The sequence below is a fragment of the Pirellula sp. SH-Sr6A genome (assembly GCF_001610875.1).
GTDB lineage: Bacteria > Planctomycetota > Planctomycetia > Pirellulales > Pirellulaceae > JBKCUI01.
Genome location: NZ_CP011272.1, coordinates 1046642 through 1070313, shown reverse-complemented (window position 1 = coordinate 1070313; position 23672 = coordinate 1046642). Strand labels below are relative to the sequence as shown.

The 23672-nt window shown below is 51.8% G+C and carries 40 protein-coding genes, 1 tRNA gene and 2 pseudogenes; 1 reads left to right on the top strand and 42 read right to left on the bottom strand.

Annotation, left to right across the window (positions count from 1 at the left end):
* Window positions 1-5: 5 nt before the first annotated feature.
* The 6 genes from VN12_RS04085 to VN12_RS26380 all read right to left on the bottom strand — a co-directional run bounded on the left by VN12_RS04085 (window position 6) and on the right by VN12_RS26380 (window position 6077).
* Window positions 6-1154, bottom strand: a complete 1149-nt coding sequence (locus tag VN12_RS04085) for a major capsid protein (RefSeq protein ID WP_146675627.1) — start codon at window positions 1152-1154, stop codon at window positions 6-8.
* 61 nt (window positions 1155-1215) lie between these two features.
* On the bottom strand, window positions 1216-2052 hold the full coding sequence (locus VN12_RS04080) for a head decoration protein (RefSeq protein ID WP_146675626.1): 837 nt from the start codon (window positions 2050-2052) through the stop codon (window positions 1216-1218).
* 59 nt (window positions 2053-2111) lie between these two features.
* Window positions 2112-3344, bottom strand: a complete 1233-nt coding sequence (locus VN12_RS04075; protein ID WP_146675625.1) for a hypothetical protein — start codon at window positions 3342-3344, stop codon at window positions 2112-2114.
* Between the two features lie 79 nt (window positions 3345-3423).
* Window positions 3424-4584 carry a hypothetical protein gene (locus tag VN12_RS04070; RefSeq protein WP_146675624.1) on the bottom strand — a complete coding sequence of 387 codons (1161 nt, stop codon included), beginning with the start codon at window positions 4582-4584 and terminating at the stop codon, window positions 3424-3426.
* 15 nt (window positions 4585-4599) lie between these two features.
* Window positions 4600-4878, bottom strand: coding sequence for a helix-turn-helix domain-containing protein (locus tag VN12_RS04065; RefSeq protein ID WP_146675623.1), 279 nt, complete (start codon window positions 4876-4878; stop codon window positions 4600-4602).
* Entirely contained in the window at window positions 4875-6077 is a 1203-nt protein-coding gene (locus VN12_RS26380) for a terminase large subunit domain-containing protein (protein ID WP_240491317.1), read from the bottom strand. The genes VN12_RS04065 and VN12_RS26380 overlap by 4 nt, the downstream gene beginning before the upstream one ends.
* Before the next feature lie 23 nt (window positions 6078-6100).
* On the opposite strand from VN12_RS26380, the pseudogene VN12_RS26750 reads away from it, so the two are divergent.
* Window positions 6101-6370, top strand: a pseudogene (locus VN12_RS26750) (HNH endonuclease); the annotation flags it as partial.
* Between the two features lie 138 nt (window positions 6371-6508).
* On the opposite strand, the gene VN12_RS26375 reads toward VN12_RS26750, so the two are convergent.
* From VN12_RS26375 to VN12_RS03895, 36 genes and pseudogenes are all read right to left on the bottom strand, one after another.
* Window positions 6509-6691 (bottom strand): hypothetical protein, encoded by a 183-nt coding sequence (locus VN12_RS26375; protein WP_240491316.1) that lies wholly within the window; start codon window positions 6689-6691, stop codon window positions 6509-6511.
* Window positions 6692-7332: 641 nt separating this feature from the next.
* Complete coding sequence (locus VN12_RS04055; protein ID WP_146675621.1) at window positions 7333-7707, bottom strand: hypothetical protein; 375 nt, start codon at window positions 7705-7707, stop codon at window positions 7333-7335.
* An 18-nt stretch (window positions 7708-7725) separates the two neighbouring features.
* The gene (locus VN12_RS04050) at window positions 7726-8052 is read right to left on the bottom strand and encodes a hypothetical protein (RefSeq protein WP_146675620.1); all 327 of its coding nucleotides are present in this window, start codon (window positions 8050-8052) and stop codon (window positions 7726-7728) included.
* A gap of 23 nt (window positions 8053-8075) precedes the next feature.
* Window positions 8076-8402, bottom strand: coding sequence for a hypothetical protein (locus tag VN12_RS04045; protein ID WP_146675619.1), 327 nt, complete (start codon window positions 8400-8402; stop codon window positions 8076-8078).
* 112 nt (window positions 8403-8514) lie between these two features.
* Entirely contained in the window at window positions 8515-8772 is a 258-nt protein-coding gene (locus VN12_RS04040) for a hypothetical protein (protein WP_146675618.1), read from the bottom strand.
* Complete coding sequence (locus VN12_RS04035; RefSeq protein ID WP_205855166.1) at window positions 8769-9053, bottom strand: hypothetical protein; 285 nt, start codon at window positions 9051-9053, stop codon at window positions 8769-8771. The genes VN12_RS04040 and VN12_RS04035 overlap by 4 nt, the downstream gene beginning before the upstream one ends.
* Window positions 9050-9277, bottom strand: a complete 228-nt coding sequence (locus tag VN12_RS04030; RefSeq protein WP_146675271.1) for a hypothetical protein — start codon at window positions 9275-9277, stop codon at window positions 9050-9052. The genes VN12_RS04035 and VN12_RS04030 overlap by 4 nt, the downstream gene beginning before the upstream one ends.
* 223 nt (window positions 9278-9500) lie before the next feature.
* Entirely contained in the window at window positions 9501-9722 is a 222-nt protein-coding gene (locus VN12_RS04025) for a hypothetical protein (RefSeq protein WP_146675617.1), read from the bottom strand.
* Complete coding sequence (locus VN12_RS04020) at window positions 9715-10122, bottom strand: hypothetical protein (protein ID WP_146675269.1); 408 nt, start codon at window positions 10120-10122, stop codon at window positions 9715-9717. Before VN12_RS04020 ends, VN12_RS04025 begins: the two co-directional genes overlap by 8 nt.
* On the bottom strand, window positions 10115-10357 hold the full coding sequence (locus tag VN12_RS04015; RefSeq protein WP_146675268.1) for a hypothetical protein: 243 nt from the start codon (window positions 10355-10357) through the stop codon (window positions 10115-10117). The genes VN12_RS04020 and VN12_RS04015 overlap by 8 nt, the downstream gene beginning before the upstream one ends.
* The gene (locus VN12_RS04010) at window positions 10354-10590 is read right to left on the bottom strand and encodes a hypothetical protein (RefSeq protein WP_146675267.1); all 237 of its coding nucleotides are present in this window, start codon (window positions 10588-10590) and stop codon (window positions 10354-10356) included. Before VN12_RS04010 ends, VN12_RS04015 begins: the two co-directional genes overlap by 4 nt.
* A gap of 574 nt (window positions 10591-11164) precedes the next feature.
* Window positions 11165-11398, bottom strand: coding sequence for a hypothetical protein (locus VN12_RS04005; protein ID WP_146675264.1), 234 nt, complete (start codon window positions 11396-11398; stop codon window positions 11165-11167).
* Window positions 11399-11433: 35 nt separating this feature from the next.
* Window positions 11434-12177 carry a phosphoadenosine phosphosulfate reductase family protein gene (locus VN12_RS04000; RefSeq protein ID WP_146675616.1) on the bottom strand — a complete coding sequence of 248 codons (744 nt, stop codon included), beginning with the start codon at window positions 12175-12177 and terminating at the stop codon, window positions 11434-11436.
* A gap of 277 nt (window positions 12178-12454) precedes the next feature.
* Window positions 12455-12748, bottom strand: a complete 294-nt coding sequence (locus VN12_RS03995) for a hypothetical protein (protein ID WP_146675615.1) — start codon at window positions 12746-12748, stop codon at window positions 12455-12457.
* 475 nt (window positions 12749-13223) lie between these two features.
* Window positions 13224-13430 (bottom strand): hypothetical protein, encoded by a 207-nt coding sequence (locus tag VN12_RS03990; RefSeq protein WP_146675614.1) that lies wholly within the window; start codon window positions 13428-13430, stop codon window positions 13224-13226.
* Window positions 13431-13729: 299 nt separating this feature from the next.
* A complete protein-coding gene (locus VN12_RS03985) occupies window positions 13730-14284 on the bottom strand; it encodes a hypothetical protein (protein ID WP_146675262.1) in 555 nt (184 codons plus the stop codon).
* A 55-nt stretch (window positions 14285-14339) separates the two neighbouring features.
* Window positions 14340-14407 (bottom strand): annotated as a pseudogene (locus VN12_RS25660).
* 325 nt (window positions 14408-14732) lie between these two features.
* Window positions 14733-15128: a hypothetical protein gene (locus tag VN12_RS03980; RefSeq protein ID WP_146675613.1), complete on the bottom strand. Its 396-nt coding sequence runs from the start codon at window positions 15126-15128 to the stop codon at window positions 14733-14735.
* Window positions 15129-15347: 219 nt separating this feature from the next.
* Entirely contained in the window at window positions 15348-15587 is a 240-nt protein-coding gene (locus VN12_RS03975) for a hypothetical protein (RefSeq protein WP_146675257.1), read from the bottom strand.
* 203 nt (window positions 15588-15790) lie between these two features.
* Window positions 15791-16324: a hypothetical protein gene (locus tag VN12_RS03970; RefSeq protein WP_146675256.1), complete on the bottom strand. Its 534-nt coding sequence runs from the start codon at window positions 16322-16324 to the stop codon at window positions 15791-15793.
* Entirely contained in the window at window positions 16324-17385 is a 1062-nt protein-coding gene (locus VN12_RS03965; RefSeq protein WP_146675612.1) for a hypothetical protein, read from the bottom strand. The genes VN12_RS03970 and VN12_RS03965 overlap by 1 nt, the downstream gene beginning before the upstream one ends.
* Window positions 17382-17762 carry a hypothetical protein gene (locus VN12_RS03960; protein WP_146675611.1) on the bottom strand — a complete coding sequence of 127 codons (381 nt, stop codon included), beginning with the start codon at window positions 17760-17762 and terminating at the stop codon, window positions 17382-17384. The genes VN12_RS03965 and VN12_RS03960 overlap by 4 nt, the downstream gene beginning before the upstream one ends.
* The gene (locus VN12_RS03955; RefSeq protein WP_146675610.1) at window positions 17759-18130 is read right to left on the bottom strand and encodes a hypothetical protein; all 372 of its coding nucleotides are present in this window, start codon (window positions 18128-18130) and stop codon (window positions 17759-17761) included. Before VN12_RS03955 ends, VN12_RS03960 begins: the two co-directional genes overlap by 4 nt.
* Before the next feature lie 7 nt (window positions 18131-18137).
* The gene (locus VN12_RS03950; protein WP_146675609.1) at window positions 18138-18551 is read right to left on the bottom strand and encodes a hypothetical protein; all 414 of its coding nucleotides are present in this window, start codon (window positions 18549-18551) and stop codon (window positions 18138-18140) included.
* 2 nt (window positions 18552-18553) lie between these two features.
* The gene (locus VN12_RS03945) at window positions 18554-19390 is read right to left on the bottom strand and encodes a hypothetical protein (RefSeq protein WP_146675608.1); all 837 of its coding nucleotides are present in this window, start codon (window positions 19388-19390) and stop codon (window positions 18554-18556) included.
* Entirely contained in the window at window positions 19387-19779 is a 393-nt protein-coding gene (locus VN12_RS03940) for a hypothetical protein (protein ID WP_146675607.1), read from the bottom strand. The genes VN12_RS03945 and VN12_RS03940 overlap by 4 nt, the downstream gene beginning before the upstream one ends.
* Entirely contained in the window at window positions 19757-20044 is a 288-nt protein-coding gene (locus tag VN12_RS03935) for a hypothetical protein (protein WP_146675606.1), read from the bottom strand. The genes VN12_RS03940 and VN12_RS03935 overlap by 23 nt, the downstream gene beginning before the upstream one ends.
* Window positions 20031-20306 carry a hypothetical protein gene (locus VN12_RS03930; RefSeq protein ID WP_146675605.1) on the bottom strand — a complete coding sequence of 92 codons (276 nt, stop codon included), beginning with the start codon at window positions 20304-20306 and terminating at the stop codon, window positions 20031-20033. The genes VN12_RS03935 and VN12_RS03930 overlap by 14 nt, the downstream gene beginning before the upstream one ends.
* Window positions 20307-20404: 98 nt before the next feature.
* Window positions 20405-20623 carry a helix-turn-helix transcriptional regulator gene (locus VN12_RS26745; protein ID WP_409994268.1) on the bottom strand — a complete coding sequence of 73 codons (219 nt, stop codon included), beginning with the start codon at window positions 20621-20623 and terminating at the stop codon, window positions 20405-20407.
* Entirely contained in the window at window positions 20577-21074 is a 498-nt protein-coding gene (locus tag VN12_RS03920) for a RusA family crossover junction endodeoxyribonuclease (protein ID WP_146675603.1), read from the bottom strand. The genes VN12_RS26745 and VN12_RS03920 overlap by 47 nt, the downstream gene beginning before the upstream one ends.
* Window positions 21064-21309 (bottom strand): hypothetical protein, encoded by a 246-nt coding sequence (locus tag VN12_RS03915; RefSeq protein WP_146675602.1) that lies wholly within the window; start codon window positions 21307-21309, stop codon window positions 21064-21066. The genes VN12_RS03920 and VN12_RS03915 overlap by 11 nt, the downstream gene beginning before the upstream one ends.
* The gene (locus VN12_RS03910) at window positions 21309-21797 is read right to left on the bottom strand and encodes a hypothetical protein (RefSeq protein ID WP_146675601.1); all 489 of its coding nucleotides are present in this window, start codon (window positions 21795-21797) and stop codon (window positions 21309-21311) included. The genes VN12_RS03915 and VN12_RS03910 overlap by 1 nt, the downstream gene beginning before the upstream one ends.
* Window positions 21794-22639, bottom strand: a complete 846-nt coding sequence (locus VN12_RS03905; protein WP_146675600.1) for a hypothetical protein — start codon at window positions 22637-22639, stop codon at window positions 21794-21796. The genes VN12_RS03910 and VN12_RS03905 overlap by 4 nt, the downstream gene beginning before the upstream one ends.
* A 46-nt stretch (window positions 22640-22685) precedes the next feature.
* Window positions 22686-22759 (bottom strand) — tRNA-OTHER (locus VN12_RS25655).
* A 26-nt stretch (window positions 22760-22785) separates the two neighbouring features.
* On the bottom strand, window positions 22786-23421 hold the full coding sequence (locus tag VN12_RS03900; protein ID WP_146675599.1) for a hypothetical protein: 636 nt from the start codon (window positions 23419-23421) through the stop codon (window positions 22786-22788).
* 12 nt (window positions 23422-23433) lie between these two features.
* On the bottom strand, window positions 23434-23670 hold the full coding sequence (locus VN12_RS03895) for a hypothetical protein (RefSeq protein WP_146675598.1): 237 nt from the start codon (window positions 23668-23670) through the stop codon (window positions 23434-23436).
* Between the last annotated feature and the right edge of the window lie 2 nt (window positions 23671-23672).

Genomic DNA, 23672 nt, shown 5'->3' with positions numbered 1-23672 from the left:
GCCAATTAGCCGAAGACAACGGTTCCGTAGGCGATCGAAGTCGGGATGTGGTTCACGATCAAGGAGTTGTCGAGAACGAACAAATCCGTGGATGTTGGGTTCGATCGATCGACCGACCAAGCCGCCATTCCTCGTTTGACCGTCGCAGGATCTCCATCTCGTTCGCTGATAGGCTCGCTACCGATATAAGCTCCGAGAACGTCGTCTTGGCCTGGTTCGAAGCCAACGAAGATTGCCTTGTTGTCTTCGCAAATCTTTTCGAACGATTCGCTTCCTGGTGCCCCGACTTCCAAGCCTTCATCGGTGATGTACCAAATGACGTTCGGAGCAATCGAGAGACGAGCGCGGAACACGTTTTTCATCGTGCGTGCGATTCGGTCGTCTGTTTCTGGCCCAGTCAACTGAATGAAAGGAGGTGCAGCCGTTCCGTGAACAGCCTGGATGAACGCGTTCTGAATCACGTAGTTCCAGACTCCCCAGTTGGTGATAACCGCCCCGAGATGTCCACCGTTCAGCCGTTGGAAAGCAGCATTGATGTTCCCCAGTTGAAGCCCGATGTCGGTCGAATCGCTCGCCCAAGTCGCGCTGATGATATTCCCGGCTCCCAGCATGTTCAGTTGGCTCTTGTTGGCCGCTGGCATCTGAAAAGGGATCTGCATCGCATTTCCGGCGCTGCTGTAGGTGACGTACTGAGTGTCACCGTTGAAGCCCATGTAGAGCGAGTCACGAAGAGCACCGATCAGCATGGATTTCCTCCAGTTGGCAGCCAATTGCCCGAGCGTCTCGGTTTGGCGGCTGATCATATTCGCCCCTGCTTCGTCGCGTTTGGCAGGATCGTTGATCATTCCGAGGTTATGGATCGTTTCCGCGAGCAGCGAAACCGAATCGTGCATACGCGGATAGGTGAACGCGACTTGCTTCATCGGGTTCGCGGCCCGGCGACCGGCAGCGGCTCCAGGGGCTCGCCCCTGTGCCACCTTCCGAACGTTGTCGTAGATGTTGTACGCCCCGTGCCGCCCGTGTCCAAAGTCCCATTCGTTCACACCGCCCGGCGTAACACCGAACAGATTCGTGAGCCAGTCCGAAGTAGAAGCAACCTGGCTTACTACCTTGGTCAATACCTGTGGCGCGAGCAATGATTGAAGTGAAGCCATTTTGTTTTATCTCTCGTACTGAAGTGAATCTGAAAAAGTGGTTCCGCTGTGCTCGCGTGAATTAGCTTGCAAGAGTGATAGTCATCAAGGTTCCCGTGGTGAACGGAACGACAACGAGTTCTGGAATCCACTTAAGGGTTGTTCCGAAGTACTCGCTTCGAACTCGAATCCGAGCCCCAAGACGATTTCCCGCGCTGGAGTAGGTGATCGAGTCGGCGGATGCGTCGTTACCCACAACCATGTTGTCCCCTTCTGCGGAGGCGACTACCAAGTTGTGATCCGATGTTCGAACGAACTCGAATGACAACCCAGCTCGCAAGGCAGGAAGGGTGAATGTCGCGTTCGCGGTGTCCGCGTAGAAGATCGTTCCGTTGTCCGCGTGAACGACCGTGTAGTCGGTGCTCTTGCTCGCCGATCGAGGGTTCACACCGGCCAAGTAGCCTTGGGGGTCGTCATCGAGACGGAATCCCATTTCGTGCAACGCTCGGCGTGCCTGGAACTCAGCCGTTGAACCAACCAAGGCTGATCCCTCGATGAGAAGCTGGCTTGCTTTGACGGGAGCGGCAACAAAGGTTGGAACAAATCGCTCCACCGCCGTGCCATATCCGTCTGTCGTAGGCGATTCGACAGGCAAGATGCTATCGATGAATTGAGAGCCATCGGTTCCATCGGGATCCCACTGCTTCAACTTTCCGGAAGCCGTGACTTTCCCGAGCAAAAGACCTTTTCGGAGAACCGAGGTCGGAGTGTTTCCAGCATCGACAGCACTGGATAGGATTCGACCTGCCCCGCGAAGAACCTGGATTCGTGATTCGTCACCGCCCCAAAGCAATTCTGCTTCGTAGGTCGACTGTGCTGCGCTAACACCTGGGATACCGAAGTGACCTGCACCTAACATGATTTAGACTCTCTTTGAAAACATTTGGTTTGGGATGGAATTGCTAGATCACTGGTGATTTAGCGGCTGCGCTTCATGAGGGCCTCAACCGCTGCGGCTTCCTCTTTGGCTGAAATGGATCGTGAATGATCAACAGGACCTGGTTGGTCCACATCAGTGACGCCCATTCGCGTGATGCGCTCCTCAGGGCTCCAAACGGCACCCGCCGGGAGAGACTCTCGCGACTCAAGCCACAATGCGACATCGCCAGCCACGACCTTGTTGGACTCATCGAGGCTCATCTTCTGAACGCCAACGCGCTTGAGCATTTGGCCATGCTCGTTCGGGCTGATGCGACCGGATTTCAGGCACGCGTCGAATCGCTTCTTGATGTTCTCGCGACCTTGCTCGATCAGAGTGTTTTCAAAAGCCCGAAGTCGCGCACTCATCGCAGCGATATTCGGGCTCGTAACAACCGTTGGTTCTTCCTCTGGCGGTAGCGAGGAGGCTGGCTCCTCTTCCTTGTCGGGTTGTTCACCATGCGCGATTGCGGTCGACAATGCCGGTCGCAGTCGCTCCAGGAAGTTCTCGGTGGTTGTGTCTTCAGGAAGGATGATTTTCAGAGTTGCGAGCGATGCGAGGACATCTGCAACGCTGGTTCCGCCTGTGGTTGGCTGCTCGGGAGATGGATCGTTCGGCGAGTCATCACTCATCTTGGTGACGTCTTCTGCGCCTTTGGTTTCGTCGTCTTTCTTTTCGTCGTCCATATTCATCTCCGATAACCGGCAAATTTTGGTAGGGGCAGAACTCATTCGGATTACGCAGCTCATTCGCGCATCCGCAACAGGCACGAACGGGCCTTGCTTGTAATCAACCGGGTAATCGACCAAATCGACAGACCCGATGGTGTCGGTGTATTGATTGCCCGCGCCGTCCTTCCACTGCTCGAAGATCACAGGGGAAACGAAAACCGAGTTGGCTTCCATCGATTCTTTTGCGGACTTATTGAGAGCCTCTACGGTGATCTCTGCGGATCTTCCGTCTTGGCTTACATCAAACGCAACGAGCTTTCCGACCGTGTTTTTGGCTGATCGGTCTTTGTTGCGTCTCAGAGTGTCGAGCTTGATTGGCTCCAGAAGGTCCATGTCTTTATTCGAAGCATGGTCCCAGTGCATCGGAATAGCGTACCCGGCACCTTGGAGGCGATCGACTTGTTCTTTCCAGTGCTGCAGGCGCTCAGGAGTAACCACAACCGTTTGATCCGGGCTGTGGTACTCGCCAACCTTCAAGACTGCTTTGGTGAACTTGCTCATGCCTGCAATCATGCAGGTTCATTCGAGCAGTCCAAACAGATAGCGCGAGTTCTTAGAGTTATTAGATAAACTAGAGTTTTTACTGAACCGTCAAGCCTTTGACATTGGTCCCGATCGTGATTGCCGTCGCGGTGATCGTCTTGTAAGGATCGATCACTTGCGCACCTGGTCGAAGCTCGAGCGCCGAGATTGTTCTGGCTCGAATGTCTGAACAATCCAAAACACCTGGGCCAACATCCAAATCAGCGATCGTATCGGACGCCCGATAGACAAAACTGCCCGCGGTGATGTTGGCGTTGGTGACTTGGCCGTAGCAAATGCACTGACCACCCTGCACGACAAGATTGGTGACAGCGGCCGCAAGAGTGGTAGTCCCTCGCGTGGTGACGCTCGTATGGGTGCAAGTGACCCCACAAGTAACGGTCGCATCTGAACCAACGCTGATCGAGGTGAACGCGCTAGCCTCATCGGCTCTTCCGGATATGGATACCGTGCCCGAGGAAATGATAGCCGTCGCAGCCGTGCCGCCTTTGAGTTGTAACGGGTCCTCCTCCTCACTCTCTCGCTGGCCCGTGCTGAACACAGATACCGCGGTCCCGGTCGATTTTAGATCGATCTTGACCAGCGATGATCCTCGCCCGGGGCCCGAGCCAACCTCGAGCGCCGTGATGTTCATCGAAAGATGCTGATCTCGATACTCTCGGTATCCTCTTGCATTTCGCTCTGGTAGACCGATGCGACCAGTGAACCCAGCCTCCACAGTGAACTTGGCGATCACATCCGTGTTTGATGTGAGCCCGTACAAAATATCGGGTGAGTTCGCTTCCACCGTGATCGTGTCGGCTGTCGTCGGCAATGTCCCACCGCTCCAGTTTGCAGCGACGTTGGCGAAGTTCGGACCTGTCGCCGCCGTGGTTGTTGCAACGTTCACGGTTGCTGATCCGCTCGTTCCTGCCGTGATGACGAATGGCTGGCCCGCTGTGACACCTGTCGCGGTGACAACGTTAGATGCAGAGCTCCAAAGCATGTCGTTGAACTGTGATGGCTTCCCCTGAGTGTTTAGGGCTGTTAGGAGCTCACTAGCCGTCGTGGTCGTATTCGAACTGCTCGCAGTCGAAGTGATCGCCGCGGTACCACAGGTAACGGTGAAAGTGTCGCCCGGGTTGACCGTTCCACTGATGGTGATCGTCGAAACTTGTTTAACCGCCGCTACCAGCCCAAGCCATCGTTTAGCCGCCATAGTCCTGAATCCCCGTTATAAATCGCCTTCAAGGTTACTCACGCGATCCAGAATCTCCTTGTTGTCTCTCATGCGAGAAACGCTCAGTAGCTTCTCCAGGTCGCTTTTTCGGATCTTGTACAGCCCGTTGGGGAATCGGGTTGCTGCAATTATGCCATCGTTGACCCAATTGCGAATAGTGGTTGAATGTTTTCCTAGGGCTCGCGCAACCGTTGTTAGGTTCAGAAACGGGTCTTTGTCGTTGGTGTTCAAGTCCTCGACCAATTTCTTTTGCGTCTTCGCCTGTCCGCTCATCTCATCATTCCTTGGTTTGTTTGAATTACACCACCCCAAGCCGAAGCGCCTTTTTTCGACAGGTAGGAAGCGTAAGAGGTCATATCAATTTGGTCCGCGACTTCATCCGGCTTGCCTGTCCACGCCTCAATTTCTCGAAGGTAGGCGGCTAGCCAGTCGCTTGGCTCGCGCGGCACAAATATCTTTCCATGTTCGAACCTAGAAAGCATCCCTGATGCGATCGCTCTTTCGAGTTTAGCACCTTCCCCACGATCTCCCATCCCTGGCAAAACTGGGCCTATTAACTCACATGGGCAAGACTTGATTTCCTGCTTCAAGGCCTGGCCGAAGTGAGCATTTTCAATATAAGCCTTTGTCACGTTCCATGTATCTAGTGTTTCGTCAATTCCTTGCCTTAATCCGTTCCAGTCGACTTGTTTTCGCCACACGTAGCGCAGGAAAATCATTTCGCTGAGCTGCACCGCTCTCCCTTGGTAGTTCACGCTCATGCGCGTCACGATGTCCCAGACTCCGCAAACGCTCCAGGACGGTTCCTTGCCTCGATCCTTCGCGGCCTTTTCCTTCGATGTCCCAGCGGTGTCGATGGTCGCAATTCGCCGCATCATTGCCATCGGTAGTTTTAGAAGCATGTCTTGGAACACACACTCGATTTCCACTGCGTTCGTGGAATACTTCCTGATCCATTCGCCATTGATCTGCGCCCCCTCAGCAACCTTCCAGTTTCCCCCCAGAAGCCTATCCCGCTCGATCTTCGAGAGCGACATAAGCCGAGCCTTGTATCCCGGGTCTTTCTTTTGCAGGATTTTGTTATCGTCCAGCGTGGCGAGGATGAAAGTAACGCTAAGGATGTCCTCGGGGCTGTACTCGGGAAATTCCTCGATGATTTCCTCTTTCGTATCACCCCAGTAAATCTTTTCATCGTTTCCCCGGATGAAATACCGAACGACTCCCGAACGCTCTGGGATCGCCAACCCTGTGCTCTGATCGATCCACCACGCAAGGAAATCGGCGACCCACCCCGGCTCAGGGTTGCAAGTCGCGCGGACGTAGGGCCGGATTCCGCAAGTCGAACGGTTCCGCGACAGCATGTAAAAGAATTGGGACTCGGTGAAATGGGTTAGCTCATCAAACCCTAGGTAGCAGTTCTTGTTTATTAGCCCTGATTCGCTAACGTAGTGTGATTCGTTTGCAACAGTCACATCAACAACAAGGCGCTCACCACATGGTTTCATCTCGCAAGTTTTTACCTCTACCAGACAAGAGCAATGAACGTCCGCCTTCGTATAGGGGTGGGCATACCGTTCTAGTGTCCGGATATGTTTATGAACTTTCCCCTGATCATCCGGCTGCAAATAGCTGGGGATTTGTTGCTCAGCATAGGCTCGTGGCGGAAGACCAGCTTGGTAGATTTTTGGAGAAAGGCGAGGTTGTTCATCATGTCGATGAAGTTCGATCAAACAACGCTCCGGAGAATCTCCAGGTAATGAGTCAGTCCGAGCATCGCAAAATTCACTGCCAGAGGAACGCGGAGAAAATGCGAAGTAGGCTGAATCGAGAGTCCGTTCGTGCAGCAATGCAAGGCAGGTCAATAAAGGAAGCTGCCGCGATGCTTGGATGCCATCATCAAACCCTACGGAATCGCTTCCCTGACATTGTTGCGGAGAGGAAGAGGAAACCACCGACGAACATTGACGATCCGAACGTAATCGAATTGATTCGACAGGTTGCAGCCGATCAGCGCTGGAGCTATCGAAGGATCCAGAATGAGCTCGGGATAGCTCACAAGACGGTAGTTCAGATTTGCGAGCGTCACAACATTCCTTGGGTGCGGAAATCAAAGGTGGGTGAGATTCACAAAACATATCGTCGTAAGATTGCCAGCCATTAACCGTCAAAATTTGATGATCAGTCGTGTGAACCTGCGACTTGTCTCCAACGGTCGCAACAACACACTTCGCTAGCCGAGGCTGCTGTACTCGAAGCACCTTCTGAAATCCTCCAATGGTTTGCACCAGGTCGCCGTCTTTAAGATCCTCAACGGCGACAAGTCCGCGAATGGTTCTAATCCTCGTACCGACTTCACAACAGAATTGGTGTCCTTGGTAGTCATATTTGGTTTTCTCGTGCTGGAGGTGAAGGAATGCAATATTCGCTCCGCTAGGAAATGTCGCATCGAGCTCCTGCCCCTCCCGCATTCGAGCGCCGCAAGCTCTGTAAATCTCCTGGCACTCATCCCAAACCCCGCCCTGGCCTTTTAGCTGGGGGTAAGTACGGCGAAAGATGCCTCCTCGGAAACCTTTATTGTGGATTCTCCGAAGTGGTTCATTAACCAAATACCAAGACTTACCACCTCCCGCCTGACCACCGTAAATGATGATGTCGGCCTTGGAGGTAAACGCAGCTGTCTGGGGCCCTGGCTGTGGCTGTATCGTCTTGATGGGTGGCTTCTCGGGCTTATTCATCCGCTGCTGCCGGATCCTCTCGCCCGTCGTCTGGCAAATGGAGATGAATAACCGCTTGCTGCGATACGTTGGCGTCTACCTTGACCTCTTTCCCGAAGCCTCGATCCTTGCCCTTCCTGTCGAGATACCACGCAGCGGCCTTGTAATCTTCCTTCACAGCGGCTTGAATCGTTTTGTTCGCGTGATCAAGGGTCTCGGCTTCAACGTCCTCGAAGGCTTCCTTAACCCAATCGATTTCGTCTCGGTACTTCGCGACCGTGTTTCGAGAGATGCCAAGCTGCTTGGCGACAAATGTCACCATCCCGCCTTGGTCCTTAATGGCCTTGAGCCATTTTTCTTTATCAATCTCCATCTTTGGCCGAGCCATTTCGCAAAGTCCTTTCGTTTAATACTTTTGACTGTCACCGCTTCGGAAGTAATCCAAATCCGTGCGCAGGAAACCAAGTCTTGTGAATACTTCGTCCAGAACCTCGTACTTTTCCTCAGTCCCACAGCACAAATCAACTTCTATCACCTGCAAACGTTTCTCTACGTCGTACCACACACAAATAACTTCGCATTGCATTCCATCTATTTCCAGACGGTCTCCCTTTCCCACTGGAATAAACTCCATATCGTATTCCTTTTCTCTCTCAAACTCCACCTCCCCGTGATGGCCTTCTAGAGAGACTTCTGCGTATGCAATCACGTTAACCTTTTGCGACATTCCCATGCCCTTTCACTTAACAGTTTTAATCACAACTCACATCCATACCACTCGTCATCATCGTCAGAAACATAAAATCCCAAACCAGTAAACCTGTCTAACATGTCCCGCTGTTTATAGTCTTCATATTCATTTGGAATGCTGAGCTGAATTACCTGTACGTTCTCCTCTGGCTTAAAATAGGAATATTCGACTTCCCACAAAACACCTCCAATAAGCATTCGCGTGCCCTCAACAACTGGAAGAAAGCTAACCAGGTAATCTTTCTTGGCAAAGAAACTCAACAAATTACCTGCTTCGCCAAGTACTCCGCATTGGAGTGCAATTCTAACCGTTTGTTGCATTTGGTTTTCCATTTTAATTTTCCTGCTGTTGCGAGAGCTGCATACCTATCCGATGCCGGAATCGGTTGATCGGTATTTAGAAGACGCCACCTCGCACTTGCGGTAGCGTTTGGAGTCAGTGAGTTTATTTGGTCCGCACTTGTTTTCGAACTAAGGCACGTTCGCAATGTTCCGCAATGTCTTTCATTGCCTTATGCCTTGGCGATGGACTCGATCCGTCGCACCTAGCCCATGTAGCGACAACACGCAGCGCCATCGACTGGTCGTGTATTCTTTCCGCAGCTTCGCGAATCGCTGCTTGTGCGATTCCGTCATCTGATCGAATGTCGCGAGCTAGCTTCCGCATTGCAGCGACTAGCGTTTCGTCGTCGGTCTTTTTCATTTCATCATTGCCTTAAAGTAATCAATCTGCTCGATAGCTCGCTTCAAGTAAACGGCTTGATCAAGGCATTCCTCGTAGGCGTGCTGGAGCCACTCTCGCAGCTCTAGCGGATTCTCTGCGACGGTCTTGCCGTACTTCGCAATCCCCAACGCTTGGCGCTCTGCAATGTCCTCGCAGACTCTCGCTTCGGTCCCTTGTGGTTGTCCTCGCATTGCCGCCAACTCCTGTTCTGGGTCTAGGTTGTTCCAGTTGTTGCCTGGAATTGATCCTATGTTTTTCATTTCTGCACTTGTTCCTGTCTCTCTGCCAGATACTTGGTCACCGTGTATTTGACCTTCCGTCGATCAAGGTGCTTTACCTCTGCGTCCAGATTGGCTTCGTCGCAGAATACTTGCATCCGGCGAACGTCTGGCTTTCCATTGTACTCGCCCTCGATGTGATCCCATTGAACCAGAAACACGAGTTTAGGAGGGTGTACTGATGTCCATGTTGTGTGGGCACTCATTCCAAGCACTCCCTGACCCGCCTTTCGTACTCCGCTTGGCACCATGCCTTGGCGTCCTCTATGTCTAAAAAATCGGGGCAAACGCCACAGTCGAAAGGTGCCATGTACACTATGGCAGACTTGTCTTGGTATCGCTTTATGACGCGAAACTTGCCGAGTGGCGTTTCCGCTGTCCATTCGCTTATGTTTGGGTTTCCTTTGACCCATGCCAATGGCTTGATCTTCACTCCAGACATTCTCGCACCCGCCTTTCGTACTCGACTTGGCACCACGCCTTGGCTGCCTCCACCGTGTTAAACACCGCTTTACCGTCTACAACCCACTTTCCGATGCTGTCTGCGTACAGATAGAAATCACCGACTGATGATTTGGCTACGCAATCGTAGTCCATGCCTGTGTAATGTGCCCACACTAGCGGCTTGATCTTCGGCACTTGCTCAGTCATCGATCCGCCCTCCCTTTGCTTCGTGGATCTTGACCCACACCCAAACCGGAATCGCTCTCGGCTCGCCAACTTCCTTATCCCAATGCACCCACACACCTAGATAGTCCGATACTGCCTTTAGTTTGCGTAACGCTCGCTTTGTGCTGCACCACTGCAAACCATCGATCTCTTTTCCCTGCATAGCATCCCAAGCCAAATGCTCGATTCCGCTGTACCATCCAGCAGCCCAACCATCTTCGCTAATCTCTTGGACCGTTTGCACCATCCACTCAACGAGGCATTGCCGAACAATGTCGGGTATCTTCGGCACGTCTGGCGGGTAATGCTCGCAGCCAGTGGTATAGCCCGCTGGCGAGTCTAAGCATGGTGCACCGCAGTGTTCGCAGTTGAAGCTACTCATTTACGCTCACCGTTACCGAGACAACCTTTCCATACGTCAACAGCCTTTCCCATTCTGTGTCCCTGCAATACCGATCTGGATGCCCGAATCTCCAACCCATGCTTGATTCGAGCATGTTCCACTTAACCTCATCTTCCGTTTTTGCGATCGAATTCAAATCGATACCGCTCGAATCCACGAACGCAAAGCCTCGATAGAGAGGCGGATTGCTTGCTGCGTTTTTTTTGCAACTCATTTTACCCCCAGTGCATTCTTGATTTGTTCCTGGCAAGCGGCGATGCCGTCGTTGTAGGCTTGACGATAGACGGACCTAATGAGGTTTCGAAGTTGTGCCGCGAGAACTTCACCATCCTCTTTTGTGGGCGATTGAACAGGCCATTGAGTACACCAACCATTCACAGAACTGTATACCCAGTAAAGATCGAACTCTTCGACGACTCTGGTTTCGATTCGTGGTGTATGGCTCATCGTCCTACCTTTTTGTTGACGCCGCTAATGCTGATAGGCTCACTCATTAAATGCTCTCCATTCTTCAAATGACTTGACAGCATTGGCGACCAAGGGCGCTATCATTTGCTCTATCCTGGCAATCTCTTCGTTTGTGACGTGGAATCCGCACGTTGGGCACTTGATCCCGAACACGCGAGGCTCACCGGGAATCATCCAGCTTCGTTGCATCAAAACCGGATCGTGTACAGCGTGGCACTTTGGACAGCTACCTTGCGCAAGCTCGCAACGCACAAAGTCCAATACGTCGACATCAACTTTCATGCTTTCTCCATTGCGGATCTCACAACCGCTAGTGCTTATCCGTGTATGATCGTCGCGACTCGCCATGCAGTTCGAATATCCATCAATCCACCCGCTGGAGACTCTCTCCAGACGATTCGCACAAACAGCCAGAAGCGTCGAAATGCTTTTCTACAAAACGATGTCATTATTCCTGTCCTTCCACATTCCCCACGCTGCCAAACAACCACATGCAACAATCATTACTTCAAACGCTAATTGCATTTCATCTCCCTTGCCGTCTTAACAGCCGCTAGTCTTTGTCTTCGTTCAACAGCAACAGTCCATCTTCTGTCACTCTTCCGCGACGCGGCTTTATCTGTTCCATTTCGCGAGTTGATTCAAGCTCGTCGATCCTGGATCGCATCGACAAAGCAAGCCGAATAATCTCACCGACGCACTCAACCGGAAGGTAGAGAGTGTCATCAGTGCACGGCTGGCACTTGTCGAGTTGCTCTACGATCTTCGCCGCATTGTCATCTCTCATTGTTCTCTCCCTTGCCGATACTCAGGCCGCACTGATTACCAATCAATACAAACATCGCATATAGGTGGCTGCGAGTCGTCGAAAATCGGGAGTCGCAACTGAGCTTCGTCTGCTTTCGCTAAAGACTCCCAGCTAAATCGCCTACCCAAACCTTTTGTCGTTGTTAGCGTCCCAGCTTCCTTTGCGTTTCGTTCCATTTCTACTGCCCTTTCGAACAACTCTGGATTGTCTCTTTTCAATTCGAGGATCTCCTGCTTCTTCATCGAAGGACAAAAAAAGCAAGCTGACTTTGGAGGGATCGGCAAACCATTGCATCGAATCGCATCAACGCAGTCTTCTTGACCCCATCCCCATTCGATTAACGGAAATCGCACAAAGGGATCTGTATTTTTCTTGGCTCTTTGAATCTCGCCTTTGTGAATTCCAATCAGCCAGACAACATCCTTCCATCCCGATTCCGCTATCCACTTTTTCTGTGGGCGAACTTTGAAGTGATCGGAACAGCTTGGGAAACCAAAAGCTTTGCTTGGAAGCGTCTCGCGATCCAAGCAATCTTGCTCCAAAGTTATGCCTTTCGATACCGTAACAATCTCGGGAAAACCTACACCAACACACCACTCAGACATGCGTCGAACGTGCTGGTATGTCTCCGGTCTCTCCCCACCAGTGTCAGCGAACAAAACAGCATCCGGTCTTTCTTCGCGTTCATAAAGACCAACGAGCAACGCAGTGGAATTAACCCCACCGCCAAAGCTAACTACGCTTTTTGATTTGCTCATATTGCCTCCCAATTGCGGCACACTTCGGTGCACGTGGTTATTCGAAGCGGCGTTCAAGACCGCTATTCTTTTTTGACTCTTACTGAAAACTTTCCGTCAATCACCGACACGACACAGGGGACAGCGTTTCCTCTGACTCCCATGTTGCATCGCGCTGCAAAAATCCCTACATCAGTCCTGAACTCAACTCCATAACCTCCCCATATACCTTCGTATTCACCATCAGGAATGCGAAAGTTAGCTGACTTGAGCGTGATGTTATGCAACACGGCATCCATCATTCCTCCGATGCGGTGGTTGGGACCGCAATTGCAAACTTGTTAATCTGATCGGCTGCCCACTGAAGCGACTTTTCAGACCAACGCTCCCCGCGAAACCAACGAACAACATCTAGCGGTAGCTCGGAAGCTTTCTTGTCTCCAATCATCGCGTTCTCAAGCTCTTGTTGCGGAATGGGTTCAGCCGCTTCATCCGGTAGGTGATGTCGACACGCATCACCCTCCATAGCCACTGCTATTCCCGCCACGGATAAATAATGCCTTCCCGTGCTAAACTTCACTTCTGCAAACATCACTCCCCCTCAGCGGACTGTGCCGCACTTGTTTCTGCCCTGTCTGCCTGATCGTTGAATACTCGTTCCGATTCAACTGCCATCTCGTATGCGTACTTCAAAAGTCGAGAATTGCTAGAACGCAGGACGTCACGATACGAACGAGCGTGCATTTCAAGACCTTGAGCATGCTCTTCGATGAACTGTCGCATCTCTTGTTCTGTTGGTTCAGCCTTCGCATCAGAAGCACGTAAATCCCACATCACATGATTGCAATTCCAGCATCGCAATAACGGATGGTTTTTGTAACTTTCGTTCGTCAATTCCTTGCAGGAAACGCAGTAGGGTGTTCCTCTCCGAGTAACAGTCCTACCGGATGGGTCCGTGAAATAATCTGCAAACGCACTAACCCCTTGGGTTCCGCAAGGCTTGTTGGCACTTTCCTTTTTTACTTGTATATCTGGCATTGCTTGCCTCTGATTCTCTAAAGTGGTTTTCATCCGTCTCGATACGCATCGCCTGCTTTAAAATCGAACACGGCTCCTTCTTCGTGCGAGTTATGCACGATAAACTCGGATTTACTGCTCGACCTCTCAAACTCCATTTCAGCCAGCTTCATAGCGTGCTTTTTGTTCTGAGCTTTTACGTGAACCGTGCACTCTACAGGTATAAATGCAACTCCGGTTACTACAAACGGAAACATGCTTTCGTCCATCATTCCCCCATGCCGTTATCTAGGCCGCACTAACCAAACGTTTTTGCATCCTATCGAATTGTCGTCGATTCGCCACGACTGACACGATCCAACCACTCGGTGGATTCCAACGAAGACGCCAACTCATAAATTGCTGACGTTGCTCCCCAAGATTATTTAAGCAGCTTTTTGTTACTAATTTTTTCCATCGCTTCTTCAATTTGCGAGGATTTTTAATGCTCGACAACATCTTCATGTGTACTTTCCCTCCATCACTTCCAAAATTCTGAATGTGCCGCAATGACTTGCTATTTGGCATCTATGTCCAGCAAAGCCGGAACAATATGCGGAACCCAAAGCTGATTCCAAAACGCCATGAATTGCGGATCTGGTTTTGTTACTCCGTACTCCCACGCCTCACACAAATTGCTTTCGTCAACGTATCCACGCCAGTCGATGTACCCATCTTCGAGTTGCTCGATCAACTCCCATTCATGCCGCGACTTGTCTTTTGACAGATCGCCTTGCCGCCGCATCTGTAAGACAACTTTGCGAAGTTCGCTCACTGTTCCTTCGTCGTCTCGGACATAGAACTTCCCACCAAGAAACTTGCGACCTATGTAGTCGTAGTCGCAAGTAGCTAAGAACTTGGCAAGAGATTGCTTACCGATGGAGTACCAAGCGTAAGACCAGTCGCCGTATTCACTATCCACAAAGACGCGACCTCCAGACTCTCCCTCCCTGGTAGGCATCAATCCGTCCAGTACCACCCTAGCAACACCTAGCGGGCGTCGAACTCGTACTTCCAGCACAGTTTTCTTTTCGCATTCGACGTGTACTTTTTCTTCGGTATTTGCGGACATGTTTCGAATCCCTGCGGCTGCTAAAGCCTCTGTTGTCGGTGCATCGAATTGTAAGTGGATCGGGCAGGATTCGAACCTGCTTCATTCGACGGAGCGATCAACTCCCCGCCAAACTAGGACTCCCTACGCTAATCACCAGATGCCTCCAGTTTTCACGCCGCCGATCCGTTTGGCCGTCTCTCCGACCTGTCACGCCTCCGAAACCATTTGGCATCCTCGACCTGTACCGCATTGCTTTACATCGCAATGCGGCCCCGAATCGTCGGTTGTTTCGTGCCTCCCAATAACCATTTTTCGTCATCTGCGATCGCTGCGTTCCGATCCCAGCTCCGTCAGCAACTTATCGGTCTCGTCGCTGAAAAGGGGCTCACTTGCGTGCTCACCGTTGCCCTCTCTCACATTTGGTATTTCCACTAGCGGCTGGCTACTCCGCACTTCTAATCAACAATCAACCGAAAAGCATAATTCCGGAACGTGGACCCATAGTCACATTCTTCCGGTCTTTCATGTTGGGCCAACCAACCGTCTTGGCCAGATCGTCTTCTTCATTCTCTGAAGGTAGCTCGCCAAACTCAAAGCATTGAGTCTTTCCATCGCAAAAAGCATATGCGCGATCTGTAGTAAAACTATTATCCCACGGCCAAGGCCAGCCTTGCTGTGGAGATGTCCAGTCCTTGCGTTTTACTGCGATCGCCGCCACCGCTTCGCGAAACTCTTGCTCTGTTGCTGCTTTCATCAAAGGGCAATCATTGTCTTCCTGCCATTCATACCCATCCCACGCAACACTCCCCAACCACTCGGCATTTTCGCCTGTACCAATGTAGAAATCTGCTCGCGTACCCATACCACTCCTCCCCGTGCCGCTAAACCATCCGCTATTCTGATTTCTTCGGTCTATTAGCTGGCGGACGCTCGCTCAGCTTCTTTCGAATCTTCCACGGAAGCCTCTCCACGCACGCCTCGCCAATCCATTCGGATAGGCTTACACCTGCCTTTTGTGCTTCCTCTTCAAAAACCCTCCACCAATCTGGTGGTTGGGTTATGTTCTTTCTCTCGTTCGTCACTACGCAACCTTCAACACTTCGTAAATCCTTGGACTTTCCTTCGACTCTTGGCTTATGACGGCCTCTACCTCGTAATTCTTCCCGATTTGGAAAGAACCAGCAACTCGCGACCGAAAAAGAACTTTGTTGTGTACAGTTGCGTTTGGCTTGATGTCGACAATTTTGACCGCAAAGCACGGTGCACCCAAATCAACTTGTCCAAGATACTCCGCTGTAACGCTGTGCACTTCAGTAATCATTTTGCCGTCTCCTGGTTGGTGTCCGTTGCGGTGATGCTGTAACTATACACACACTATCGGCAAGAGTAAAGAACTATGCGCACACTTTTTAGAAAAAGATTCCAGCACCCACAAAAGAGGGGTGCGAGTCAATTGCGGACGTGTTCGGTGCATCGTCTTGTCTGTGACAGGCTGTCAAAAATCAAGTGAGGATGAACAATCCGCTATTGCCCGTCCGCAACGTGAGCTTCAGACCGCACGCAATCGCGCAGCAACTCCGCGACTCTATCCGATGTCACAATCCCTGCTTGCCCTAAGTAGCCGATTGCTTGCTGCATCTCCGGCGAATCCAGAATGATCGGCCAATCATTTGCTACCCACTGCGTGAGCATACCGACTATCCCCTGGACGGTTTCGTCTTGCGAGCCAGCCAGTGTAAGCATCTCACTCGCTGTGATGCGAGCGACAAACGCTTTGGCTTCCATGATCCTGGGATTCCACGGCAATGCTTCTTCAAGCTCTGCAATGCGAGCTTGTGCTGTCGCGAGTTGTGCCTGCAATGCGTCCCTCTCTGCGACCGCCGCCGCTGCAAACGCTTCTGCGAACTGTGTGAAGGCAGGATCGGAAGTGTCGGATAGAGGTACGGGATCAAGCTCAATCGCTTTCTCTCCGACTGTCAGCAGGTGGCGAACATGAACGCCCGCGATGGTTCCATCTGCATTAAATCGTGCCAATAATTCGTATGGTGTTGTAGTCATTAGTTAACCAACCAATTCAGCCCGTTTGAGAATACCTTCACCCGAGAAGTTCCGCCGCCTGCAACGTTGCTTCTGTACGTAGTAACGCTGCTATCAGTAACCTGTGCTTCTCTTCCTGCGTTAGAGGAGGCGTTTGGGAGCGTTGCCACGGTGTAAGTCCCTACGGAGAATGTTGCTCCGCATGCCAATGTTCCATTTACGGTGGTCGCTGGGGTGATCGTAAATGCGGATGCGGTTAGCGTGATCTGATTCGAGAAATTGATCGCGAAGGCAAGTTGCGTCAAAGCACTAATACGGAGACCTGGCGCCCCGGTAGTACTAAAAACGAGAGCATTGTTCGCGTTATTCCCCATGTCGATGGTCGATGATGTGCCGGACGACTGCACACGAAGATTCTTGTATGCCACCACAGCGCCGGAATTGCAAGACATTGCGGGTTGGCCATCATACAGAATCAATAGATCATTGTCGTAGTAGCCTGGGTATCCCATGATGACTTGGCCAATTTTCCCAAGCGTAGCCGTTGCATCCGACACTCGGATGCCCTGAAAGTTGGAGCCTTCAGATATTACTGATAGCGACTTCTGGACAGTCTGAGGCTGAGAGAATGTGTTGTTCAAGTTCGTTTGTGGAACGGTCGTAATCAAAGCCCAGGAATTTGAGCCAGTACGCTGCGCGAAGCCTGTACCCGACAATGCAGCAATCGCTGATAGGTCGGCGTCGCTCGGTTGCTTCCCGTCTAGTGCCGTTTGAAGATTCGTAACATCGGAAATCGGATGGCTGTGAACGATGGGAGCAAATGCAGCAACAATCTGTGAAGTTGTCGAGTATTCTGCAAGTGCGGCTTGCAGATCCGCAAGTACCAGGTAGCCGAGAAGCTCCTTCACCTGGGAGGTAGTAAGTGCGGTCGGAACGGCAGCCGTCCCTGAGACGTTACCAACCAATCGATCGTCGGCGATCGGCTCCATACCGCTTCCGGCTGGCCCTTGCGGTCCTGTCCCCTTGGCAATCTTCACTGAGTACCGTGGAGACTCTGTTACCTTGATGACGTAGCTGCTCATGGAGTTTCAGGCGACTCCGTGATAGAGCGATAGATCGTCACGCAACCCGTTTGAAACTTCGTTCGATTGCCACTTGGCTCGATGACGAAGAAGTCATACCAGAGCTGGCTCTCTCCGCTGTCAGGCTTCGGGCCTGTATCCACCTCTTCGATAGTCTCCCACGGCACAGATACGGTTATCGACAAGTTATCCACAGAGTGTGTAAACGTGAATTCGAAGGCGAGCGGTGGATCGCTATTTTCCTCGCGACGCGCCTGCCCCTCGAACAGATAGCCTGTAAGGTCGATCGGTGTATCATCGAGTTCAATAGAAAACGACTCGCTCCAATCGGCGCCCTTGTGCATCGTCAAGTTTCGAGTTGCAACACTGAACGTCATTTTTGCTTGTCGACTTCCTTCCTGTCGTCATCATGCTTTGAAGAGTTCGATTGCGAGAAGAATACTCGTCCCGCTTCCCATGCGCGAGTCAAAGCCGCCTTTCCGAGCTTGTCCCGCTCTTCACCGACGGCACCGATCAATGCCGCGATACCAAGTGCAGGCCAATTAAAGGCGCCACTACGAGTAGCACCACCGAAAAAAAGAGTAACAATCCCGAAAGCGATAAACCCACTTGCGCAACCAGTATTAACGATGTCCCAGAGAGAGACACGACCGCGCTTACGGCTGCTCCTACCCAGCGACGCCGCAAAGCCGATGCCCCAGACAAGCGAGTGGAAAATGATTTCCTCTGTTGTGATTCCATGCACTCAAACCTCACTTGCTGCCTAGTGCTTTCTTCCGGGCTACTTCATACGAGTTCTTTGTCAGGTAATCATTGACTTCGAAATGAAGCCCGTCCCCGTCGATGATCTCAAACCACGGATAGCGTTTACCTGCGATAGCGTCCTTTTCTGGCTTGGGGATCTTCCACCCGAGACTCTTCCAGTTTGGCAATTCGACTGCAATCCATCTGTCGCATGCAGGGCAATCGAACGATGCCGAGTGCACGATGATTGTCGGTTCGACCGCCTTTGATCCTGGGATCTCTGCCGCTTGCATCGGTTGCGAAACCGTCGCTGGTTCCACTGGTGGAATAGGCTTCAGGTCAACCGGCTTCGTTGCTGGACAACCAAGCACGACCGTCGCCGCGAGCATGTACATTCCGAGCGGAACTAATCGATCAAGCATGGTTAAACCCTCAGTTTTGACTTCCAGTCTTCGAGTGAGAACTTGCGAGGTTTCGCAGCGGGCATGTCGGAAACTGCGATGAACTCGCTCCAGTTGTGCCGCAGCGCTTGCTCAATAAATTTCGGTGACCATTCAGACCATCCGTTGACTCCAGAACTCAATCCGTGGGAATTCAACATCCACACGTATGGTCTACCTTGCGAGTCCAAACGCTCGCTTAAGCAAATCAACGCAATCGCGTGCCCACCACTTCCGCCGCTAAACGACTCAACGACTGGAGCTGCGTAGGACTGACGCCAAGAAATACCGCAATCCACGAATCCTTGATTCGATCCAAAGAATACACGCATAGCGTCATAGCTTTTGATTTGCTTCGCACTCACAATCTTGTTTGGTGCAGAGTTTTCCAAAACTGCTCGCCAGTTTGAAGGACGTTGCTGTGTGTAACTGTTCGGGTACGGCCAAAGCGACTCCTCGCAGATACCTACCTCGATCATCTGCTTGATGCCGTTGCCAATAGTTGAACCAGCGTCGCGAGTGATTCCGTCGCGTCTCTGTGTCTCAACGTACATCATCATCCGAGAGAGTTGAGGAGATGGTTGCCCCGTTGCAAGCGAGCGAATCCATTCGAGACCAGTGCTACCACTGTGACCTCTGCAACTTCCCATATTCCGCTGGTTTTCAGTCTTCAAAACGACTTTGGGGTCAAGACGAGTTTCGTTGAACTCGCCAACCAGCATCATCAATTCGTCATCAGCGAAAGGAAGCGAATGCAGGAAGTCGAAGTCCTCGTAGTCGCGAGCCCAGTCATTTGGCATGGATAAGTCTATGCTGCTCACTTTCCAGCCTCCAGTGCTTTCGCGAGTTCTTCCGTTTTGCCGGTGTCGATCGCTTCGGATAAACGATCAACATATGGCTGAAAGTCAGCAATTCGCTTCGTTTCGCTTTCTCTGTTGATCCATTCCAGCTTCGCTTGATCGTCTGCAAAAGTGTTTGCGGTGATGCCTTTCATGATCGCAATCTTCGAGACTCGATCAGCCTCATAGCACTTTGCAAGAGTCTTCGAAATCGACTCAACAACGACAGGTTTGTCGTCTTGCTTTCCGCCATCATTTGATGGCCTGGTGAAATATCCCCAACCGAGGACACAGACGACCACCGCGAGGGCGATCGTCTGTCCCGTCCTGGTAGCGAAGTCCCAACCGTTAGTTGGCTGCGAAGTTGTCATAGATGCGCGATGCCTGCTGAAGGACGATGGATTTCAGAGCGGAATCAACCCACGGTTCGACCATGTTGGGGATTCCGGGAATATCGATGGGTCGCACATAGGTTTCGTATGCGTCGTCGACCATCTTCAAAAAGTCGGACTTGGGCGGAAGCGAGATTGAGAGCGAGCTTAGAACCTCGCGAATCTTGTCGAGCAACGCGCCGCCAGCCGCTACTTGGTTGCCTTTGAAATCGCTCGAATCGAGAGCAAAACTATTCGCTTGCATGGACTTCCTCTACATCGGTTGGGGATTGTGCTGGTACAGAAACTGGATTGACCTCGGTCAACTTTGTCGGTTTCTCAACACCGTCTCGCGTCCATCGCGAAAAGCAAAGCATGCAATGGGAAAGCAACTCATCGGCCTCATCCCAGCCGGTACCCTGTGCCCGATTCAAAACCAGTTGCCGAAACTGGACAGCATCGCCTTTGCAAGATTCAAAAGCATCTGCGGCGATTCGGTGAGCATCGATTTCGAATTGCGTAGCCATGGGGTTTTTGTGCGTCCACATGCGAGTTGAGAAACAAACGTTCGCTCACGCATGCTACCGGCCGCAAGCACAAAAGGCCCGACACCTCAAGGGCGATGTCACATAGAGTCACATTGGGCAGATTCCGACCTGATTTGCGGATCGGATGACAACCAGCGAGCAATTTGGGCCTGCGACCAAAACGGCCTGTGTCGATCGTCGACCAGAGGGGGTGGGAGCTTGTTTTGCTTCCGCCAACGGTTGATGGTTCGACGGCTCATCCCGAGCTCTTTAGCGAGCTGGTTCTGGTCTAAGAGGATTGGTTTGCGACGATCCATCGTGAGCTCTGAGCACATAGGGCCGAATCCTGACAATCGCCCTTGGACTTTCGCTTCCGGATGCGATCACCTTTTCCTTGAGGACTCTGCATACTTGCGAGTCATCTACCCAAGCTACACCATTGAGCGCGTCAAGAATAGCCTTTTCCAAATTATCAAGATCTGGTTTCTTTGTATGCTCGATACGGTGCATTGGTTTGTTCTTCCAATGCTGCGATTTTGATCGTGGAAAGATAAATACCAACTGCATTTCGATCGGTCCTTCGATCAACTTCTTGTCCCGCATCGCGGATCGACAGCAAAGTCGAACAACCGCCTTGTAGGAATTAACCGGGGAGTCCTGCGGCGTGTAATTCTGGATAAATGTTTTACCCGCTTTGGTGCTCTGCATCCTATGCCGCTGGCGAGGCTGCGAGTTTGGTACTCCTGGCACTTCGAAACTAATCATCATTTTCAATCGATCGAGAGTTTTTGACGGTGGTTGAAAGCCGAGTGGTAACGGTCATAGATTGTTCAGGGATCTCTGGATCATCAGCATCGCGAACGAATACAACCCAGTCGACTTCCTCGACGCTCATGCAGAACTTTGCGGCCGCAATCGCCTCGGCTTCCGCTGCTTTGATCAATCCAACGTTTCCGTAATCGTTCCATTGGTTGGATTGGGATACTCTTGCCTGCCTATTCATCAAACGGCCTTTCGTTTCGCATTGTTGTCAATTTCTTCGTGGGCTTCACGAACTATCAAATCCCTCTCGCGCTCGAGTTCATCCATGGAGATGAACCCCGCTTCGTACTGGCTCTTCAAGGCGATGATCTTATCCATCACCGCGGAGCACGACACCATGATTTTCGGTCTAGCTGCTCCGATGTTCGCTTTCTCGAAAGCCTCCTCCCTCGCTCTCGCTCCCGACAACTTCGCCCGATCGCTCATTACGACCTGTCGAAGATGAATATGGAAAGTCTCTCGCTGGTAACCCGTCGGAGGATCAATCTCCCCGGTTACCCATCGATTCAAAACCGACATTGCCTCCTTGGCGGTGATGTTCTCCCACGCTCGCGACCAACTCGCAATGGTCTTTGGGGGATCCGGCGATTTGGTGTTAATCCATTCCTCCAGCGATGGGAAGTTAATAAACACCTGGCCCCAAAATTCTGAAATCTCTTGCTGGTTCATACTTTTCCAATTTCCGAAAGTAAATGCGTGCGTCGGGCTGTGCGGTCCTCTGGCGATGGGCTATCACGCGGCGAGGCTTTCACGCGGTGGTCCCCGTTGGTGATCAGGTTCTTGGCTCCTCGCAGGATCGAGAACTCGATCGCGGCAATCTGGCTTTCCTCGTCGTCGGGGAAGCACCTGGCGAGTTCCATCAACGCGGCGTCCTCGGAGGTCGGCGTAAGTCGCTGGAAGTTTTCGTTCCGGTGAGCCCTCCAGCGGTTCCAGGCTTGATCGAACTTTTCCGAACGTGAGTTCGCGAGCGTGTGTGTGCGCTCTCTCTCGTTAGGTTTGGTTAGGTTAGGTTTGGTTAGGTTAGGTTGTTGCCGAGTACAGTCGTCGACTGTAGTCGGGCTCGAACTGGCGTTCAGTGGTGGACTATAGTCCTCGACTACAGTCCCCGAGTGGTCATTTTCGGCTTCAGCCATCTCTTGGTTTGACAGTCCTCGACTACAGTCCCCGATTATAGTCGGCGTCGCGAACCCACCTCGCTTCGCAGCTATTCCGTGAATGTACCGAGGGGCATGGCTCGGCCAATCGTGAATTATCAGGCGGTGAACCTCGCACGCATCGAGCCATTTCGTATCGACCAAAGCGCTGACAAGTTCGTCTGGATCGCCTTCCCACTCAAGCTCAATTGCGAGCTCCTCGTTGTCGAGTTGGTTCCCTATGTCACCGCATGGCGCCGATCGTTGCGCAAGGATCCAAAGGGACTCTAAAAGCCCCATCACATCGCGATCCTTAGTGAGCCCTAGCCGTCGCTTTAGCTTCTTAAATTTCAACAGAGTTGGAGTCTGATGCTTCATCCTAATGACCTTCCATTTCTCGGTCCCAAGTTCTTGTCCTATTAAGCCGCGCCGGTGGGATTTGAACCCACTATTCCCTCATTCATTGAGAGCGTGTTTCCTGGATTACACCACGACGCGGGAGGGGCCTCCGTGCCCAAAGGATCCTATTGATCTTCCCAGTCTTCCTCGGGCTCTTCCCAATTACTGGTTGTGTCTTCTGCAATGCCGATTGCGATCGATTGCATCGGCGTGTTCTTTGTAATAAATGCGAGGATCTCGTTCTCCCATTTATCCGCTGTCGTTTCTCCAACGCCTCTTATCGATCGCAGGCCCTTTGGATAATCCTCGAGCGCTCCGGATCGAAGCTTCTCAAAGTCTCTCACGGTCTTCACGCCGCACTCTTCGAGTTTCTCTTTTTGCTTGTCGGTAAGCTCCAGAACGGTGAAAATCGATTCGTCTAGGTAGGAATCGTCTGGTTGTTGCTCGCCGTCGAGACCAGGAAGAAGCATTTGTGGGTTGGGCTTCTTTGGACCCGTTCGGATCAGCTCTCGAAGGTCTCCAACCTTGTGTTCGAAAGCCTTCTTTGCCTTGTCTGCTTCTCGCTTTGCGTTCGCATAAACGAGTTCTGCTTCGTTGCATGCTTCCTCAGCGTCAGCAATCGCTTGGAGGTATTCCGCGTTCGCCTTCATGGCGTCATATTCAAGTTTCCCAACCGATACAAAACCTGGTTGGTCCTCGACCGCTTCTTCCGTTGCGGTGTCTTCTACATCGTCTGGGGGATCAACGACTTCTGTGCTCATGCTTGTCCTTTCCTAAAACAACGTTCCTTGCCTTGGTGCATCACGCTTCACCTTGGCGATACTCAACATTCCGTCGACTTCATCAAGAGTGCCATCCTTGACAAGTTTCTCAAGCTCTCGCTTCCAATGCTCAGCGCTCGCACGCGGCCAATTCGCTCCGTTCTGGCTCAGCGCGTGAAGCTCTCCTGCGGCCTCGAAAATGTGAATCGGTGCCACCTTCCGCAGGAACTCAACAAGATCCGCTTCCATGC